Source organism: Streptomyces sp. NPDC032198 (genome assembly GCF_040636975.1).
Taxonomy (GTDB): domain Bacteria; phylum Actinomycetota; class Actinomycetes; order Streptomycetales; family Streptomycetaceae; genus Streptomyces.
Genome location: NZ_JBEZVL010000012.1, coordinates 65,426 through 80,170 on the forward strand (window position 1 = coordinate 65,426; position 14,745 = coordinate 80,170).

Sequence of the window (14,745 nt, forward strand, 5' to 3'; positions counted from 1 at the left end):
GGCTTACATCCGGGGGATGGAGCGCGGGACCGAACTGCCATCCCCGGTCCGATGCCCGGAAGCAGCCCCCTGACGGAGTGTTGTCCTCGTGATCGAAGTCAACGAACTCACCAAGCGCTACGGCGGCAAAACAGCCGTCGACCAGCTGACCTTCACCGTGCGGCCGGGCCGGGTCACCGGATTCCTCGGCCCCAATGGAGCGGGCAAGACCACCACCCTGCGCATGATCCTCGGCCTGGACGCACCCACCAGCGGCACGGCCACCGTCAGCGGCGTCCCCTTCCGCAGCCATGCACGTGGACTGCACCAGGTGGGCGCCCTCCTGGACGCCCATCAGGTGCACGGCGGACGCAGCGCCAGGTCCCACCTCTGCGCCCTCGCCGCCGGCAACGGAATCCCGCCGCGCCGAGCGGACGAGGTACTGGAGGAGGTGGGGCTCGCCGACGTCGCCGACCGCCGCGTCGGCGGGTTCTCCCTGGGTATGAAGCAACGTCTCGGCGTGGCCACCGCCCTGCTGGGCGACCCGCCGGTGCTCATGTTCGACGAGCCCGTCAACGGCATGGACCCGGAGGGCGTGCTGTGGATGCGCCGCCTCTTTCGCCGCCTGGCCGCCGAGGGCCGCACCGTCTTCCTCTCCAGCCACCTGATGTCGGAGATGGAGAACACCGCCGACGACCTGGTCGTCATCGGCCGGGGCAGGCTCATCGCCGCCGAACCGGTACGGGACTTCGCCGCCCGCGGCACCCGGGGCACGGTGGTGGTGGGCACGCCCCAGGCCGATGAGCTGACCGGACTCCTGGCCGCCGCGGGGGCGGCAGTCGCGCCGGAGGGCTCCGCGGGCACCGAGAAACTCACGGTGACCGGGCTGTCCGCGGACCGCGTCGGCGCGATCGCCCGCGACAACCGGATCCTGCTGACCGAACTGGCCACCCGGACGGCCTCGTTGGAGGCCGCTTTCATGGAACTCACCGCCGACAGCGTCGAATACACGGCAGGAATCACCTCATGACCACCCTCAGCCACCGCACGGCGACCCCTTCGTCCACCCGCACCGGGCGCCCGCCCCGCTTCGCCGATCTGGTCCGCTCCGAGTGGATCAAAACGCGGTCACTGCGTTCCACCTGGTGGACCATCGCTCTGATCAGTCTGTTCGTCATCGGCTCCGCCGCCGTGGCGGCGATCGCGAACAACAACCTCGCCGCCCCCGGCCGGAGCGGCCAGGAGCCCCCTGCCTTCCAGCCCTTCACCGCATTCCCCCAGGCCGGCTACATGACGCTCATGCTCGTGGCCGGCGCGATCGGCGCCCTGGGCGCGGTGAGCGAGTACAGCAACGGCATGATCCGCACCACCACGGTCGCCGTCCCCGCGCGCGGCAGCGTCGTACTGGCCAAGGCAGTGACCACCGCCGGGCTGTGGGCCGCCGTGGGAACGGTCATCTCCCTCGGCTCCTTCCTGACCGCCCAGGCCATCCTCGACGCGGAACACGCGGGAGTTCCGCTCACCCACCCCGGAGTGCTGCGGGCACTGGCGGCCTCCGCCCTCCTGGCCCCCCTCTGCGCGCTCGTCGGTCTCGGCCTCGGCTTCCTGCTCCGCCACGGCGCCGCCACCATGATCGCCAGCACCTTCGTCCTGCTGATCCTGCCCACGCTCTTCTCGACGAGCACCCGATGGTCCGCCTCCGTCAACCACAGCACTCTGATGGCTGCCTGGAAGCGGCTGGTCCAGAACTGGGGCCCAGCACCGGACTCCCTTGCCTTCATGCCCACCGTTGCCGGCTCCTGGCTCATGTACGCACTCTGGCCGCTGATCACGCTGACACTCGCCGTGGTGCTCGTGCGGCGCCGCGACGTCTGAGCGGCCGGGCCGGGGCAGCGGAGTGGGCGCGGTCCTTCCCGCCGAAAGCCCGGTCGGGTGACGCCCCCGTCACCTGGAGCGGGCCGTTGGCTGCCGGAGGGCATGGGGTGGCCGGCCCTCCCAGCGGCGCACGGCCCGGCGCAGTGCGCGGACGTCGCTGTAGCCGACGCGGGCGGCGATCGACTGCAGGGGCAGGTCGGTGGTGCGCAGCAGGTCCATCGTGTGTTCCTGGCGTACGGCCTCGATTTCCTCGCGCCAGTTGGTGCCGAGGTCACCCAGTCGACGCTGGAGGGTGCGCGGGCTCATCGCCAGGCGCTGCGCCACGTGGTCGAGCGATGCGGTGTCCTCGTGGAGGGCCGCGATGAGGGTGGCGCGGAATCTGTCGCGCCACTGCAGGACGGGTCTGGAAGTGGCCAGGGTCAGGTCGGCGTGGCGCATGAGGATCTTCTCCAGGCCCGGCTGCGCCTTGGGCAAGGGAGCACGTACGTCCTCGTCGAGCAAAGTGAGCGAGTTGGAAGGGGAGTTGAACTCGATGGTGCGCGTGCCGAAGAACTCGACCAGGTGCCGGTGCTGGTGCGGCGCGCGGTGGGTGAAGGTGACGCGGAGCGGAACGACCGGGCGTCGAGTGGCTGCTCTGGCTCTGGTGAGGAACGTCGCCAGGGCGAAGATGTCGATCGCCTCGACCACATCGGGAGCCCAGGGGCCGGTGGTGTGGCGGATGGTGAAGTGCGGCCCGTCCTCGGTCGTCTGGATTTTTTCCCCGGCGGGATCGCCGATGCATTCCAGGTAGGCGACTGCCCTCTCGATCGTCTCGACGAGGTTCCCACCGGTGGTGAGCAGGTAGTCCCAGATGCCGAAGGTGCCGATCGGGGCGTGGTGGGTGATCAAAGCACCGATGGCCGACGCGGGTTCCGTCAAGGTGAGTTGCTCCCACAGCACGAGCGCTGTGGGGCTGGATATCCGGGACAGGTCGTCGCGTAACACCTCGGGGTCGAGGTCGGGCAGGCGGGCGAACCGGCCCAGGCTCGTTCCCGAGCGGCGCACCGCTTCAAGGAGGAACCGTGCCAGGTGGACGGAGACCGTGCCCTCGTTCACATGGGGCTGCATAAGGCGAGTGAGAGTACCAGCACAATCCCGGAACATGGCGTGTTCGGTCCCCTGCCTGACGTGAACGGTCCCCTCCTGTCGTGAACGGTCCGCCGGTGGCGTGAACGGTGCCGCAGTGGCGTCGAGGGTCCCCTTCCTGACGTCCGGACGCCCTTATCGACGGCCGCTCGGCGGATCTAGGTTCAGCGGTGGGCCGGATGTCCGGGGCTCCACGCCGTGGGCGACTCGTGGAGCGTCGGAGACGGGCGCTCCTGCACGGCCGGCGACCCGCACGCCCCGCGGCGCGTGCGGCCCATGCGCGGCCCCGGTTCCTCCCGGCGCACAGGCGACCACACCTCATCGAAGGGCAACAGCATGTCCACAAAGACCGTCGGCACCGTTCTCACCACCCTCGGCGCCCTGTTCATCATGTACGTCGGCGCGAGCTACGTGCTCGCCCCTGAATCGACGGCTCCGGACTTCGGGCTCGCGACCTGGCCACAAGGCGACGGAGGCGGTTTCCTCACCCTCAAGGGCGTGCGCGACCTCGTCTCCGGCCTGGTCCTGCTCGTGCTGCTCGTGACCGGCCACCGTCGCGCTCTCGGCTGGGTGCTCCTGGTCGCGGCCTGCACTCCGTTCGGGGACATGATCACGGTCCTGGCCCACCACGGGTCGGCGGCCGCCGCCTTCGGCATTCACGGAGTCACCGCGGTGGTAGTGCTCGGGACCGGGCTTCTGGTCCTCAGAGAACCCCTGCCCTCCCGATGAGGAAGATCCTGCGCGCTCTCCTCGCCCACGGCGAAAGCCCCCGGAGAGCCTGCGGGAGGTCCAGGAGCTCTACGACACCAGTATCCGGGCTGTACTACCGGGAGTTCACCAAGCATCACGACTTCGACGGGCGTACTCAGCTCGCACTCGTCCACACGCATCTGCTGGCGCTTGGCATGCTGGCCTTCCTTGTCGTCCTGGCCCTCGACAAGCTGTTCCATCTGTCCGGGAGCAGGCTGTTCACCACGTTCTTCTGGGTCTACAACGCGGGCCTCGTCCTGTCCGCCGCCATGATGTTCGTCCACGGCAGCCGAACGGCTCTCGGCCGTCCCGTTCCGGTGGGGGTATCGCTGTCCGCCGGCCTCGGCCACATCCTGCTCACGGCCGGGCTCGTCCTGCTGTTCGTCCTCCTCGGCAGACGCCTCAAGGAAAGTGCTCCGGCTCGCGGCCCCAACCCCGTACGCCCGTCCGGAGCCGGTGCACGGACCGGCATCAGCTCCGGACAGGAGGAGAGACCCGAACGGCGACGTTCTGGGCAGCCCGGTTGAAGGCGTGGATCTCAGGTGCGGTGTTGGTGACGAGCCAGGTGGGTGCCCATTCCAGGGGCGCTGCGTCGCTCAGCGGCAGATAGGTCACGCCGGGGCGCGCGTAGAACCGTGACACCTGGGCGCCCATGACGAAGGCGCCCTCGTCGGCGTCGATCAGCGCCAGGGCCTCCTGGAGCGTTTCGAACTGGGGGCCCTGTGCGATGGGGCGGCCCGCGGGCGTCAGGCGGGGTGTGCGGTCTGCGCGCCAGTATTCGGGAAAGGCTTCGGCCACCTGCAGCATCTTGACCGCAGCCAGGTCTTCCAGCGAAACGCTGTCACGGCGGGCGAGCGGGTGGCCGGACGACACCCCCAGCACCCGGGGTTCGGAGAACAGGACCGGCCCGGTGACCATGTCGGGTTCGTGGTGCGGAAGGCTCACGACCAGCAGGTCGACATCGCCTTCCCGCAACCGCCGGAGGCCGTCGACGATCTGCATTTCCCTGAGCCGGGCTCGCCAGCCGGGGTGACCTTGGTCGAAAAGCCTGGCGGCCTGTGCCATGAGCTGTCCTGCGGCGGCGCCGAGGAACCCGACCCGGAGAAGGCGATCGATGCCGCGCGCGGCGTTGATCGCCTTCTCCACCCCGGCCTCGATCTGGTCGTAGGCCGGGCGCACGTCCTCGTGCAGCCGTCGGCCGGCCTCGGTGAGGCAGACATGACGACTGCTGCGTTCGAACAGCGGTGTACCGATGTGACGTTCCAGCCTCTTGATCGTCTGGCTGATCCGGGCGGTGCTCACGTGCAGGCGTTCGGCCGTGCGGCCGAAGTGCAACTCCTCGGCCAGCGTCAGGAATGCCTCCAGCTCAAGCCGCTCCAGCACTCGTTTCTCCGAACGTTAAATCCACCTTAACGACCGTTGCACTATGCCAGCTTGTTGGCGCATCGGACCCGTAGGAGTCTGAACGGGCCGGCTTCACCCGGCACTTGCGCCCCTCGCCCGAGGCTCCCGCCCCGTCTCTCCGACCGGGCCCGCCCCTCCGGACGCGAGACCTCCGCTCTTTCCACCCGCATGGCCGGACCACCATGGACGGCGTGCCGGACACAAAGGAACCTCACTATGCGCGCCATCGGGCAGGACTCCTTCGGCGGACCTGACGTCCTGAAGATCGTTGAGGTACCGCGGCCGGTTCCCGGCCCCGCCGAAGTGCTCGTCCGGGTGCGTGCGGCGGGAGTGAACCCGACCGACTGGTGGCACCGGGCCACCGGAGGGCTTGCGGGCGATGTTCCGATCCGCCTGGGGTGGGACGTATCCGGTGTGGTCGAAGCCGTCGGGCCGGGTGTCACCCTGTTCGGGCCGGGCGACGAGGTGTTCGGCATGCCGCGCCAGCCGGCTCCTGCGGGTACCTACGCCGAGTACGTGGTCTCTCCCGCGCGGCACTTGACTGCCAAGCCGCCGGCGCTCTCCCACGTGGAGGCCGCGGCCCTCCCCCTGGCCGCGCTCACCGCGTGGCAGGCCCTGGTCGACACGGCCGATGTCCGTCCCGGGCACAGGGTGCTGGTCCATGCCGCGGCCGGTGGCGTCGGGCACCTGGCCGTACAGATCGCCAAGGCGCGCGGCGCCCACGTCATCGGCACCGCTCGTACCGCCAATCACGACTTCGTACGAGGACTGGGGGCCGACGAGGTCATCGACTACACCCGCGCCGACTTCACCACCGCCGCCCGGGACGTCGACGTCGTGATCGACACCATCGGTGGCGACTACGGGCCCCGCTCCCTCAAGACCCTGCGCCCGGGGGGCATCGTCGTCTCGCTCGCCTCCCCCGCCGAGGCACACCTGGCGGACCGGGCCCGAGCGCTCGGACTGCGCTCCATCTTCATGATCACCGAAGCCGACCAGGCGGGGTTGAAGGAGATCGCCTCCCTCGCCGCGTCCCACCGGCTGCGGGTGCGCGTCGACACGGCCCTGCCGCTCGAACAGGCGGCCAAGGCCCACGAGATCGGCGAGACAGGCCGTACCGCCGGAAAGATCGTGCTCACCGTCTCCGGCTGACCCTCCCCTCGCCGCGACGGAGCACGGAGCCCCGAAGCCCTTGCCCCGAACCCCTTGTCACGAACCCCTTGTCACGAGAGCAGGACCATGCGTTTGTTCCTTTCCTCCTGGAAACTGGGGGACGCCCCCGAACTGCTTGACGACCTCGCCAACGGTGCCCGGAACGCAGCTGTCATCGGCAACGCGCTGGACGCCCTCCCCGGCCCGCAGAGGCAGCAGGCCACCGGCCGGGAGATCGCGATGCTGTGCGACCGCGGCTACCTGGCGACCGAGGTGGATCTGCGGGACCACTTCGGTGACGCGGGCACGCTCGCCGAGCGGCTGTCCGGCTTCGGCGTCGTCTGGGTCCACGGCGGCAATCCGTTCGTCCTGCGGCTGGCGATGGCCCTCAGCGGCGCCGACCGGATCCTGACCGACCTGCTGTATCGCGACGCCCTCGTCTACGCCGGCTGGAGTGCCGGCGCCTGCGTCCTGTCGCCCAGCCTGCGCGGCCTCGAACTCGTGGACGATCCCGCCGACGCCGTCACCGCCTACGACCGGCAGGTGCTCTGGGAGGGGCTCGGCCTCCTGGACTACGCCTTCGTGCCCCACTACCGCTCACCGATCCCCGAGAGCGAGTCGATCGAGCGCGTCGTGGAGCGCTACGACCGCGAAGGAGTGCTCTACCGCGTTTTCCGCGACGGCGAGGTCACCCTCGTCTCCTGACCGCCGACCCCTGCCATCCGATCGCCCCTCGAAGGAGAATTCCGTGACGTCCGTACGACTGCCGGTGGACGAGCTGGCCCCGCACATCAACCGCGCCCTCAATACGCTCGACGCCGCCTCCCGGAAGGTCAGCCTGGAGCCCGCGCTGCTGGAACTGGTGCGGGCTCGCGTCTCCCAGCTCAACGGCTGCGCCTACTGCGTCGATATGCACACCCGCGACGCACGTACGGGAGGCGAGAGCGAGCAGCGCCTCTACGCACTGCCCGTGTGGCGCGAGACGCCCTTCTTCACCGACCGCGAGCGGGCCGCCCTGGAGCTGGCCGAGGCGGCGACGCGTCTCACCGACGGCCCCGTGACCGACGAGGTGTACGACCGGGCGGCCGGCGAGTTCACCGAGGTCGAACTCGCCGAGCTGATCTGGACCATCACCGTGATCAACGCCTGGAACCGGCTCGGCGCCACCGCCCGGCCCTGGCCGCTCGACTGACCGACGACACGACCGGGCCCGCGGGCAACCTGCGCCGACCCCACAGGCTCGCCTGCCCCTGGGTCGTCGCGCCGGGTCCCGGCCGCCCTCCTCTACGTATCGCCCGGAGGGCGGCCGGGCCCGCCGGCCCATGACCTGACCCGGACAGAACGCACCGCCCCTTTCCCCGCCCTCGAATTGGAGCCCTCCCATGCGCGTCTTCGTCACCGGAGCCACCGGCTACATCGGAGGCACGGTCGCCGATCTGCTCCTGCACTCCGGACACCAGGTCGAAGGTCTCGTCCGCACCCAGGACAAGGCCCACGAACTGGAGCGCCGAGGCATCACCCCCGTCCTCGGCACCCTCGACGACGGCGCCCTGCTCACCGCGCGGGCCCGCGCGGCCGACGCCGTCGTCAACGCCGCCGACAGCGACCACAAGGGAGCCGTCGAAGCGCTCGTCGAAGGGCTGGCGGGAACCGGCCGCCCCCTGGTGCACACCAGCGGCTCCAGCATCGTCAGCACCGACTCCCGAGGTGAAGCCGCGGACGAGATCTTCAACGAGGCGATCGTCGCCCCCGGGTCGGGCTGGCAGCCCGTCAAGGAGAAGGCCGCCCGCGTCGCCCTCGACCGTTACGTCCTGGACGCGGCGCACAGAGGCGTGCGTTCGGTCGTGCTGTGCAACTCCCTCATCTACGGGTACGGCCGGGGGATGGCCCGCGACAGCGTGCAGATTCCCGTGCTCGCGCAACAGGCCCGCGACAGTGGAGTCGTGCGGTACGTGGGAAGGGGCCGCAACATCTGGTCGACCGTGCACATCGACGACATGGCCGACCTCTACCTGCGCGCCCTCACGCACGCCGCGCCCGGATCCTTCCACTTCGTCGAGAACGGCGAAGCCTCGTTCTCCGACATCTGCGCCGCGCTCGCCTCAGCACTCGGCCTCGGCCCCGCCGAGTCCTGGGACGCGGACACCGCCGTTGCCTTCTGGGGGCGCGAACTCGCCTTGTACGTACTCGCGTCCAACAGCCGAGTACGAAGCGGGGGCGCCCAGCTGGGCTGGCGTCCGGCCCACTCCTCCGCCCTCGACTGGATCAAGAAGGATTACCCGCACTCCCACTGACCCCCTCGCTCCCGCTGACATCCGACCGTGTGGTCGGTGCACGAGGCTCCGGCTCTGTCGGTTCCGAAGCAACTCCTGCCTCCCGCCGGCACAGCCCCGCCGCAGGACCAATGCGCCCACGGTTCCGCAGTCGAAGTGGCTCGCTCACCCCGCCACCCATGGGCCCCGTGGTTCAGCCCCACACCCACTCACGGTCAGGGACATGATGAAGCTACTACCGCCCGCAGGGCCCCCGCGCACTCTCGCTCTGGCCCAGTTGAGCAACTCCGTCGGCGACGGTGCGTTCTACGTGACCTCCGCGCTCTACTTCACCCAGGTCGTCGGCCTCGCGCCCGCCCGCATCGGTCTCGGCCTCGCAGTGGCCTGGGCCGTCGGCTCGATCGTCGGAGTACCGCTCGGGCGCCTCGCGGACCGCAGGGGCCCACGCGGTACGGCCGCGCTGCTCGCCCTCGCGACCAGTGCCTCCGTCGCTGCGTTCCTCGTCGTACGGGACTTCCTGCCGTTCCTGCTGGCCGCCTGCCTGTACGCCACCGCGCAGTCCGGCCTGGCCGCCGCCAGGCAGGCACTCCTTGCCGGCCTCATCGCCAGGGAAGAACGCACCGGCGCACTCGCCCACCTCCAGTCCACCCTCAACGCGGGCCTTGCCATCGGCGCGGCCCTCGGCGGCCTTGCCCTCTCCGCCGGTACCCGCAGCGCCTACCTGGCCGTTTTCGCAGTCGACGCGGTGAGTTTCCTGCTCTGCGCCCTCGTCCTGCTGCGCCTGCCGACGGTGGCCCCTCTTCCCGCGCCGAAGGGTGCCAAGCTCGCGGTGCTGCGCGACCGCCCGTACGCCGTCCTCACCCTCCTCAACACGGTGCTGCTGCTGCGGATGCCCCTGCTCAGCCTCGGCCTGCCGCTGTGGATCACCGAACGCACCACCGCCCCCGCCTGGCTGGTCTCCGCGCTCTTCGTCCTCAATACCGTCGCGGTCATGCTCTTCCAGGTCCGCACTGCCCGCTCCGTCACCAGTACACCCAGCGCGGTCAAGGCCCTCCGCCGCTCCGGCACCCTCATGCTCCTCACCTGCGCGGTCTTCGCCCTCTCCGCGGGAACGCCGACCTGGGCGGCCGTCGCCGCCCTGATCGCGGGCTCGGTCCTGCTGGCCGCTGGGGAAATGCTCCAGTCCGCTGGCTCCTGGCAACTCGGCTTCGACCTGGCCCCGCCCGACCGGATCGGCGAGTACCAGGGCTTCTTCGGCACCGGCGTCACCGTCGCCCGCACCCTCGGCCCACTGGCGCTCACCACTCTGCTGATGGCCGTGGGAACGATGGGCTGGCTCCTGCTCGGCTCCCTCTTCCTGGCTGCTTCCTGTGCCATGGGCCCGACGGTCCGCCGGGCGGCCAGAACCCGCCCGCTCCCGGCGCCCGCAATGATCGAAGCGGCCTGAACCTGGCCTATGGAATGTCACATCCTTTTCATGCGGGCCCAGCGCAGGCTGCGCGGGTCACGGCCCCTCGTCCACCGGCCGCACGGTCCAGCAGGTAGCGCAGGAGGTCCCTGCCTGACCGGCGGCCGCGATGAGGAACTGCGGAGGGTTCGTCAACGGATCCTCAGCCTCGATCCAAAGATCGTGGCCCGCCAGCCGCAGAGCAACACCATCCCCGTTCGGCACAGCGGTCCAGGTCGTATGCCCCGTACCGCTCGACAGCGTCGTCACGACCGCCCCGAACTCTGCGGCCGGCACCCCCAACAGCCTGCCGGTCGCCGCGTTCTTCAACTGGACTCCGACCCCCAAGACATCGACCGTCCCCAGCACCGAGCCCGCATCTGACTCCAGCGTCACGGTGCCAACCAGCGCAACCCGGGTATCTCGACTCACCCCGGCGGGATGGGTGCTATGCGGTTTTCGAGGTTCCACAGTCAGTGCGGGGCGTCGGCACGGGTGCGGTACTTCCGCGCTGCGGCCTCGATCACTGTGGGGTGGCTGTGCCACCGGCCGCCCCGTGCAAGCCGGCGTGGGAGCAGGTCCTTGATCCGCTTCCACGCTGTGTCGGTCACTGCGCACGCGTGATCAGTGCTGGGTGGGGCACTCGTCTGTCGGCGTAGCCACCGGAATCGCCTGTGGTTCGCCGCCCATCGACAGGAGAAGACAGATGCTGGCATTCGCGGCGGCCGTGCTCTTCGTCATCGCCTTCGTCATCAACGCAACCGAGACGTCGACCGAGGCAGTCTTCAGCCCGACGAGTCTCATGCTCGTCGGGCTCGCCCTCCTCGCCCTGCACTCGGGCGGCCTGGGGTCCGGATCGTCCCCCCGCAGCCGCGGTCGCCGGCGCTGAGTGTTCTGGCTCTCCGACTGGACTGTCGCACGACCTCGGTGACGTCGTTCGAGAGCAGGCGAAACGACTGGCCTGGTGGGGCGTCGCGGTCTTCCTCGAGGCCGGCCTGCCTTTCGGGGGTCATTCGGGGGTGGTGGCTTCCTCGATGCTGGTGAGGGGGTGAAGGCGGGTACGCAGGCCCGCGGTGTCGAGGATTTTGAGGTGCCAGGGGCGCATGCAGACGAGGTGCAGTTGGCCTTGGTGCCGGCGGGCCTGGCGGTGGGCGCGGCAGAGCAAGGCGAGTACGGTGCAGTCCAGGAAGTCGGTGGACCGCAGGTCCACGATCACCTGGGCGCCGACGGGGATGGTCGCGGCGTCGAGGTGCTGCTGGACTTCGGGGGCGGAGGCGAGGTCGATCTCTCCGTGGAGTTCGACGACGGTGACGCCCGGCAGGTGCACGGTGCGGATACGCGGGCCCGGTGACGGTATGTCCTGGGCGTGGGCCTGGTGGGTGACCGTCGGTTCTCGGTCTGTGATTCCCATGGGGTTCCCCCTGGTGCATGAGCCTCGGGCACGCAGCAAGCGCACGGGCGGGGCAAGCGGTCACCGGGGTCCGGGGTGCTGACTCCCAGCGTAGGGAGCGACTCGGCGAAGAAACGCGCCTGTTGACCAGAGGAGCACCCAAAGGATGAATCCAGCGGGTCCTCAGCTTGCCGGCCAGCGGTCGGATCAGGACGACGGACGGCGCCCCAGCGACGAAGGCGACGACAGCGCCGGGCATCCAGGCGTCGGCGCTCGCCCCGGCGGAATTGATCTCGACGAGGCTACGGCGCACCCGTGGATTCTTCGCACTCTGCGGGCAGATTGCAGATGAGGTCGAAGGCGGGACCGCAGAGGACTGATCGGTCCTCTCCCACACGCGAGACCTCTCCCTCACGCGAGAGAAGAGTGGGCAGGGCGCCCGCCTTTACCCATCGGCCGCAACATCGCCGGACCCGAATATAATCTTGCGCATGTCGAACCCTGACGAGCTGCTCGTTGACGTCGCCGCCCTGGTGGAATCCGGGCAGAGCAACCAGATGTCCCTGACCGTGGTCACCGGTGGTGCTGTCATCACGGGCCGCCTTGCTCCCGAAGCGGTGTGGAGGCAGAGGGTGTCGGAGGTGCTCACGGCCTCGGACCGCCTGGCAGAGTTCTCCGCCATTTTCGATACCCCCGCGAAGAAGGACGGGCCGCCCACGCACCTGCACTTCCATGTCGCCCGGATCCTGCAGGGCACGGTAGGGATTCCCGAGACGGGCGGGATGTACCGCGTGGCGATCGAGGACATCAACACCTGGACCGTGGGCGACTTCAGCTATTCCGACCACTGAGCGGCCACTGGGCAGGAACTCCCGCAGCCAGCTGTGGGCGCCGTCGTGCGTGTGCACCGGGTGCCACCACAGGGCCTCCTGCAAGGAAACCGCCTCGTAGGAGGTTCCACGACGCGGACGGGGGCGATCCGTGCGAGGACGAGATCACCCCGCTCGTCACGTTCCTGCTGTCGGACGACGCCTCCTTCATCACGGGGGCCGAGATCCCGGTCTACGGCGGCTACACCGCTCACAGCGGGCGCACTCTCACAGACCGAACGGGACCGCGCCCGGGGTCGCGGAGAACGTAGACAGTGCTCCTATCCGCCGCCAGGCACGACGTGCGTCTGCTTTCCTTATGGATCGAGTGGGATCGAGTGGCCTTCTGAACCGGGTGGTTGAGGGCGACCGAGGCACCCCGCCCGTCACGGATGGCGAAGGGTGCCGCTCGCCCGCGCCGCTCGCGCCATGATCGGCTCCGCGGCCTCCTCGGCCGTGTCCGGAGGGACGACGATCAGGTCCCAGCGCCCTTGGCCGGGGGCGGTGAGGACGACGGTGTGTGCGGCGGCGGTCCGGCGCCTTCGCAGGCAGACGACCTGACCGGCGACGAACATGCGTCCTGGCGCCGGCGACCATGGCGCGCCGTTGAGTACGACGCTGGCGATGTGACCCCAACTGTGGGGCAACCCGGCGATCAGCGCGGGGAGTTCGGCGAGCAGGTCGTACGAGCGCGGCCACCATGCCCCGTCGATCGCGCGGGGCCCGCCGGCGGGGGGTGCCAGGCGCAGGCGGAGCAGGGGCTGGGGCGGAGAGGTTAGCGGGGAGATCGGTGCGAGTGTCATGGGGTGTGGCTCCTGCCGACTGCTGTGCGTGGAGGGGGGTGCGGATGCTTGGGGACGTTCCGGAGGAAGCCGTCAGGCGCGGCGGGCGGCGACACGGGCCGGCGTCGGCCAGCGCACGTCACGCACGAGGCCGAGGCGTTCGAGGAGGCGGATGACCGCGGCCGACGGGTCCAGCTGGTATCGCCCCACCCCGTGCCGGGCGCTGGTCGGGTCGGCGTGGTGGAGGTTGTGCCAGCTCTCGCCGAAGGAGAGCAGGGCGAGTGGCCACAGGTTGGTGGCCCGGTCGTGGCTCCGGGTGCGGAACGGGCGCTCACCGATCATGTGGCACAGCGAGTTCACGCTCCAGGTGACGTGATGCAGCAACGCGATACGGACAAGTCCTCCCCACAGCAGTCCGGTCACTCCGTGGAGCCAGCTGCCGCCGATCACCCAGCCCAGGCCGAACGGCAGGGCGAGGGTGATGATGCACAGCGTCGGAAAGGCGCGGGAGACCGCACGGATGTCGCGGTCGGCCAGCAGGTCCGGGGCGTAACGCTCGGACGACGTAGGGTCGTTGCGGAACAGCCAGCCGACGTGCGCGTGCAGCAGACCGCGCAACTGGCCGCGCAGATGTGTGCCGTAGCGGTACGGGGAGTGCGGGTCGCCCGGGCGGTCGGTGAACGCGTGGTGGCGGCGGTGCGTGGCGACCCAGCCGATGACATCGCCCTGGAAGCTCATCGACCCGGCCACCGCGAGCGCGACGCGCACGGGGCGGACGGCCCGGAAGCTCCCGTGCGTGAGACCGCGGTGGAAGCCGACCGTGACACCGAGACCCGTGACCACGTACAGAGCGATCCCGAGCACCACGTCCCCGGGATGGATCAGACGCCCCCACAGCAGCCATGCGGCGGCGCCGAGCGCCACGAAGGGCAGCGCGACGATCACCGCCGTCACCGCCACGTACAGGCGATCCCCGCCTTCCCGTGGCGGCGCCGAACTCCCCTCAGGGAACGGCGAGTTGCCGTCGTATGTCCGGTCCGGCGGGAGTGTGGTGACATCTGCGGTGGAGTTCAAGGACATCTACGGACTCCTCGGCCTGGTTGCGGATGGCGCGGCCGGGGTCGGGGGCTGGCCCTGAACGGGTGGCAAGGGTGAAGGTGGGTGCTCCGGAGTGATCGGGCAGCGGTTATTTGCACGCCCTCGCACCTTCCACCGTACTCCTGCTCGCCCAGAAACGGACTGGACGTACGCCGGAGTCCACCGGGTGGTCCTCGTACTCCGACTCCGTTCGACGTCACTTCCGGCGCACCGCGGCCCGAGGCCCCGGGCCCCACCGTCACGCGACCCCGCGGAAGAGCATGTGCCATGAACGCGCCTACCGCCCCGTCGAGTTCAACCGTCTCCGGCGGGTCCGAGTGGCACCCGCCCGCTCGACCCGCACTGCGCCCCGACTCTCACGCCGGAGCCGGTGTGCGTGCGGAGCCTGGTAGCCCCGTGACGGGCCACACGGTCACGGCGTCCTGGTACGCGCCCCGCCTCGGCCCGCGCAGATGCGGCTCTTCTCGCGAGGTCGCCGGACGCTAGGACCTGCTTGTCGTGCCACCACACAGCGAGGCCGACGCGGCTATCCGGCCGATGATCACGCCGGTCGACTCCGCTCTCCGCCCCACCGGGCCCGCGCCGACGGCGTCCGCGGCAC

Annotated in this window: 17 protein-coding genes and 2 pseudogenes; 12 read left to right on the plus strand and 7 right to left on the minus strand. The window is 70.0% G+C overall.

Going from position 1 to position 14,745, the window contains the following annotated elements:
• Window positions 1–88 precede the first annotated feature (88 nt).
• Together AB0E78_RS29515 and AB0E78_RS29520 are read left to right on the plus strand one after the other, a co-directional pair.
• Complete coding sequence (locus tag AB0E78_RS29515) at window positions 89–1,009, plus strand: ABC transporter ATP-binding protein (RefSeq protein ID WP_361838616.1); 921 nt, start codon at window positions 89–91, stop codon at window positions 1,007–1,009.
• Window positions 1,006–1,854: an ABC transporter permease gene (locus AB0E78_RS29520; RefSeq protein WP_361838618.1), complete on the plus strand. Its 849-nt coding sequence runs from the start codon at window positions 1,006–1,008 to the stop codon at window positions 1,852–1,854. Before AB0E78_RS29515 ends, AB0E78_RS29520 begins: the two co-directional genes overlap by 4 nt.
• A gap of 69 nt (window positions 1,855–1,923) precedes the next feature.
• Here AB0E78_RS29520 and AB0E78_RS29525 read toward each other — a convergent pair whose 3' ends face one another.
• Window positions 1,924–2,961, minus strand: a complete 1,038-nt coding sequence (locus AB0E78_RS29525; RefSeq protein WP_361838621.1) for an AraC family transcriptional regulator ligand-binding domain-containing protein — start codon at window positions 2,959–2,961, stop codon at window positions 1,924–1,926.
• A 354-nt stretch (window positions 2,962–3,315) separates the two neighbouring features.
• Here AB0E78_RS29525 and AB0E78_RS29530 point away from each other — a divergent pair, with 354 nt between their 5' ends.
• A complete protein-coding gene (locus AB0E78_RS29530) occupies window positions 3,316–3,708 on the plus strand; it encodes a DUF4267 domain-containing protein (protein ID WP_361838624.1) in 393 nt (130 codons plus the stop codon).
• Complete coding sequence (locus tag AB0E78_RS29535; RefSeq protein ID WP_361838627.1) at window positions 3,705–4,256, plus strand: DUF2871 domain-containing protein; 552 nt, start codon at window positions 3,705–3,707, stop codon at window positions 4,254–4,256. Before AB0E78_RS29530 ends, AB0E78_RS29535 begins: the two co-directional genes overlap by 4 nt.
• Here the strand turns inward: AB0E78_RS29535 and AB0E78_RS29540 are convergent.
• Complete coding sequence (locus AB0E78_RS29540; protein WP_361838629.1) at window positions 4,201–5,112, minus strand: LysR family transcriptional regulator; 912 nt, start codon at window positions 5,110–5,112, stop codon at window positions 4,201–4,203. The genes AB0E78_RS29535 and AB0E78_RS29540 overlap by 56 nt on opposite strands.
• 237 nt (window positions 5,113–5,349) lie before the next feature.
• Here AB0E78_RS29540 and AB0E78_RS29545 point away from each other — a divergent pair, with 237 nt between their 5' ends.
• From AB0E78_RS29545 to AB0E78_RS29565, 5 genes are all read left to right on the plus strand, one after another.
• Entirely contained in the window at window positions 5,350–6,285 is a 936-nt protein-coding gene (locus AB0E78_RS29545; protein WP_361838632.1) for an NADP-dependent oxidoreductase, read from the plus strand.
• A gap of 87 nt (window positions 6,286–6,372) precedes the next feature.
• Window positions 6,373–6,990 carry a Type 1 glutamine amidotransferase-like domain-containing protein gene (locus AB0E78_RS29550; RefSeq protein ID WP_361838635.1) on the plus strand — a complete coding sequence of 206 codons (618 nt, stop codon included), beginning with the start codon at window positions 6,373–6,375 and terminating at the stop codon, window positions 6,988–6,990.
• A gap of 43 nt (window positions 6,991–7,033) precedes the next feature.
• Window positions 7,034–7,477 carry a carboxymuconolactone decarboxylase family protein gene (locus AB0E78_RS29555; RefSeq protein ID WP_361838638.1) on the plus strand — a complete coding sequence of 148 codons (444 nt, stop codon included), beginning with the start codon at window positions 7,034–7,036 and terminating at the stop codon, window positions 7,475–7,477.
• A gap of 190 nt (window positions 7,478–7,667) precedes the next feature.
• Window positions 7,668–8,579, plus strand: coding sequence for an NAD-dependent epimerase/dehydratase family protein (locus AB0E78_RS29560; RefSeq protein WP_361838641.1), 912 nt, complete (start codon window positions 7,668–7,670; stop codon window positions 8,577–8,579).
• A gap of 202 nt (window positions 8,580–8,781) precedes the next feature.
• A complete protein-coding gene (locus tag AB0E78_RS29565) occupies window positions 8,782–10,005 on the plus strand; it encodes an MFS transporter (RefSeq protein WP_361838643.1) in 1,224 nt (407 codons plus the stop codon).
• 57 nt (window positions 10,006–10,062) lie between these two features.
• Here AB0E78_RS29565 and AB0E78_RS29570 read toward each other — a convergent pair whose 3' ends face one another.
• Window positions 10,063–10,401 (minus strand): hypothetical protein, encoded by a 339-nt coding sequence (locus AB0E78_RS29570; RefSeq protein WP_361838645.1) that lies wholly within the window; start codon window positions 10,399–10,401, stop codon window positions 10,063–10,065.
• A gap of 310 nt (window positions 10,402–10,711) precedes the next feature.
• Here AB0E78_RS29570 and AB0E78_RS29575 point away from each other — a divergent pair, with 310 nt between their 5' ends.
• Complete coding sequence (locus AB0E78_RS29575) at window positions 10,712–10,894, plus strand: hypothetical protein (protein ID WP_361838648.1); 183 nt, start codon at window positions 10,712–10,714, stop codon at window positions 10,892–10,894.
• Between the two features lie 120 nt (window positions 10,895–11,014).
• Here the strand turns inward: AB0E78_RS29575 and AB0E78_RS29580 are convergent, their stop codons facing one another.
• On the minus strand, window positions 11,015–11,416 hold the full coding sequence (locus AB0E78_RS29580; RefSeq protein ID WP_361838650.1) for an STAS domain-containing protein: 402 nt from the start codon (window positions 11,414–11,416) through the stop codon (window positions 11,015–11,017).
• Window positions 11,417–11,886: 470 nt separating this feature from the next.
• On the opposite strand from AB0E78_RS29580, the gene AB0E78_RS29585 reads away from it, so the two are divergent.
• Entirely contained in the window at window positions 11,887–12,246 is a 360-nt protein-coding gene (locus tag AB0E78_RS29585; protein ID WP_361838653.1) for a hypothetical protein, read from the plus strand.
• Between the two features lie 18 nt (window positions 12,247–12,264).
• Here the strand turns inward: AB0E78_RS29585 and AB0E78_RS29590 are convergent.
• Window positions 12,265–12,386, minus strand: a pseudogene (locus AB0E78_RS29590) (LysR family transcriptional regulator); the annotation flags it as partial.
• Here AB0E78_RS29590 and AB0E78_RS29595 point away from each other — a divergent pair.
• Window positions 12,384–12,536, plus strand: a pseudogene (locus AB0E78_RS29595) (3-oxoacyl-ACP reductase); the annotation flags it as partial. The pseudogenes AB0E78_RS29590 and AB0E78_RS29595 sit on opposite strands and share 3 nt — an antisense overlap.
• Window positions 12,537–12,650: 114 nt before the next feature.
• Here AB0E78_RS29595 and AB0E78_RS29600 read toward each other — a convergent pair.
• Both AB0E78_RS29600 and AB0E78_RS29605 read right to left on the minus strand, forming a co-directional pair.
• Entirely contained in the window at window positions 12,651–13,067 is a 417-nt protein-coding gene (locus AB0E78_RS29600; protein WP_361838655.1) for a DUF5994 family protein, read from the minus strand.
• Between the two features lie 72 nt (window positions 13,068–13,139).
• A complete protein-coding gene (locus AB0E78_RS29605) occupies window positions 13,140–14,126 on the minus strand; it encodes an acyl-CoA desaturase (RefSeq protein WP_361838658.1) in 987 nt (328 codons plus the stop codon).
• Between the last annotated feature and the right edge of the window lie 619 nt (window positions 14,127–14,745).

Coding starts and splice junctions, on each gene's coding strand:
- AB0E78_RS29580 (WP_361838650.1), bottom strand. CDS start 11,416: ATGGGAATCACAGACCGAGAACCGACGGTCACCCACCAGGCCCACGCC.
- AB0E78_RS29520 (WP_361838618.1), top strand. CDS start 1,006: ATGACCACCCTCAGCCACCGCACGGCGACCCCTTCGTCCACCCGCACC.
- AB0E78_RS29535 (WP_361838627.1), top strand. CDS start 3,705: ATGAGGAAGATCCTGCGCGCTCTCCTCGCCCACGGCGAAAGCCCCCGG.
- AB0E78_RS29605 (WP_361838658.1), bottom strand. CDS start 14,126: ATGTCCTTGAACTCCACCGCAGATGTCACCACACTCCCGCCGGACCGG.
- AB0E78_RS29525 (WP_361838621.1), bottom strand. CDS start 2,961: ATGCAGCCCCATGTGAACGAGGGCACGGTCTCCGTCCACCTGGCACGG.
- AB0E78_RS29565 (WP_361838643.1), top strand. CDS start 8,782: ATGATGAAGCTACTACCGCCCGCAGGGCCCCCGCGCACTCTCGCTCTG.
- AB0E78_RS29530 (WP_361838624.1), top strand. CDS start 3,316: ATGTCCACAAAGACCGTCGGCACCGTTCTCACCACCCTCGGCGCCCTG.
- AB0E78_RS29560 (WP_361838641.1), top strand. CDS start 7,668: ATGCGCGTCTTCGTCACCGGAGCCACCGGCTACATCGGAGGCACGGTC.
- AB0E78_RS29575 (WP_361838648.1), top strand. CDS start 10,712: ATGCTGGCATTCGCGGCGGCCGTGCTCTTCGTCATCGCCTTCGTCATC.
- AB0E78_RS29545 (WP_361838632.1), top strand. CDS start 5,350: ATGCGCGCCATCGGGCAGGACTCCTTCGGCGGACCTGACGTCCTGAAG.
- AB0E78_RS29600 (WP_361838655.1), bottom strand. CDS start 13,067: ATGACACTCGCACCGATCTCCCCGCTAACCTCTCCGCCCCAGCCCCTG.
- AB0E78_RS29550 (WP_361838635.1), top strand. CDS start 6,373: ATGCGTTTGTTCCTTTCCTCCTGGAAACTGGGGGACGCCCCCGAACTG.
- AB0E78_RS29585 (WP_361838653.1), top strand. CDS start 11,887: ATGTCGAACCCTGACGAGCTGCTCGTTGACGTCGCCGCCCTGGTGGAA.